At 43.4% G+C, this 675-nt stretch carries 1 protein-coding gene and 1 pseudogene; both read right to left on the bottom strand.

The window, feature by feature from the left end; all coding sequences use genetic code 11:
- A partial coding sequence (locus REG_RS13825; RefSeq protein ID WP_218015684.1) for a hypothetical protein occupies positions 1-240 on the bottom strand: 240 nt, incomplete at its 3' end.
- Between the two features lie 15 nt (positions 241-255).
- A pseudogene (locus tag REG_RS13515) lies at positions 256-675 on the bottom strand (hypothetical protein); the annotation flags it as partial.

The following is a 675-nucleotide window of genomic DNA, read 5'->3' as shown; positions in this document are numbered from 1 at the left end:
AGGCGCTATTGGAGCCGGTTGAGGCGCCTCAACCGGCGCCGGAACTGACCTGCTTATTCTTGATATAAATACACGGCTGACTCCAGAATCTGTATCAGAAATACCCATGGCTATTTTTCCATCAGCAGATAATGCACGTACGAGAGATTTCCCCGAATTATCACTTTTTAACGTCCCTAAACGGGTTTTAGTCCCCCAGTTATCGCCAGACCAAATAACCGCGTTGAAAAAATGAATCACTCTCAGCTCCGCCCGCTATTTTCCATCAGCAGATAATGCTAGTAATAAAGATTCCTTCGAATTATCACTATTTAACGTCTCTAAAACGGTTTTAGTCCCCCAGTTATCACCAGACCAAATAACCGCTTTGCGCCGACCTAGATCATTATCAACATATACATATCCGCCCGCTATTTTTCCATCAGCAGATAATGCTTGTACGAAAGATTTCCCCGAATTATCACTATTTAACGTCCCTAAAACGGTTTTAGTCCCCCAGTTATCACCAGACCAAATAACCGCGTTGGGCTGACCTAGATCATTATCAACATATCCGCCCGCTATTTTTCCATCAGCAGATAATGCATATACTGAAGAATACCCCGAATTATCACTTTTTAACGTCCCTAAACGGGTTTTAGTCCCCCAGTTATCACCAGACCAAATAACCGCGTT

It is taken from the genome of Candidatus Regiella insecticola LSR1 (assembly GCF_000143625.1).
GTDB lineage: Bacteria > Pseudomonadota > Gammaproteobacteria > Enterobacterales > Enterobacteriaceae > Regiella > Regiella insecticola.
The sequence above is the reverse complement of the archived record's forward strand: the minus strand, read 5'-3'. Positions and strand labels throughout refer to the sequence as shown.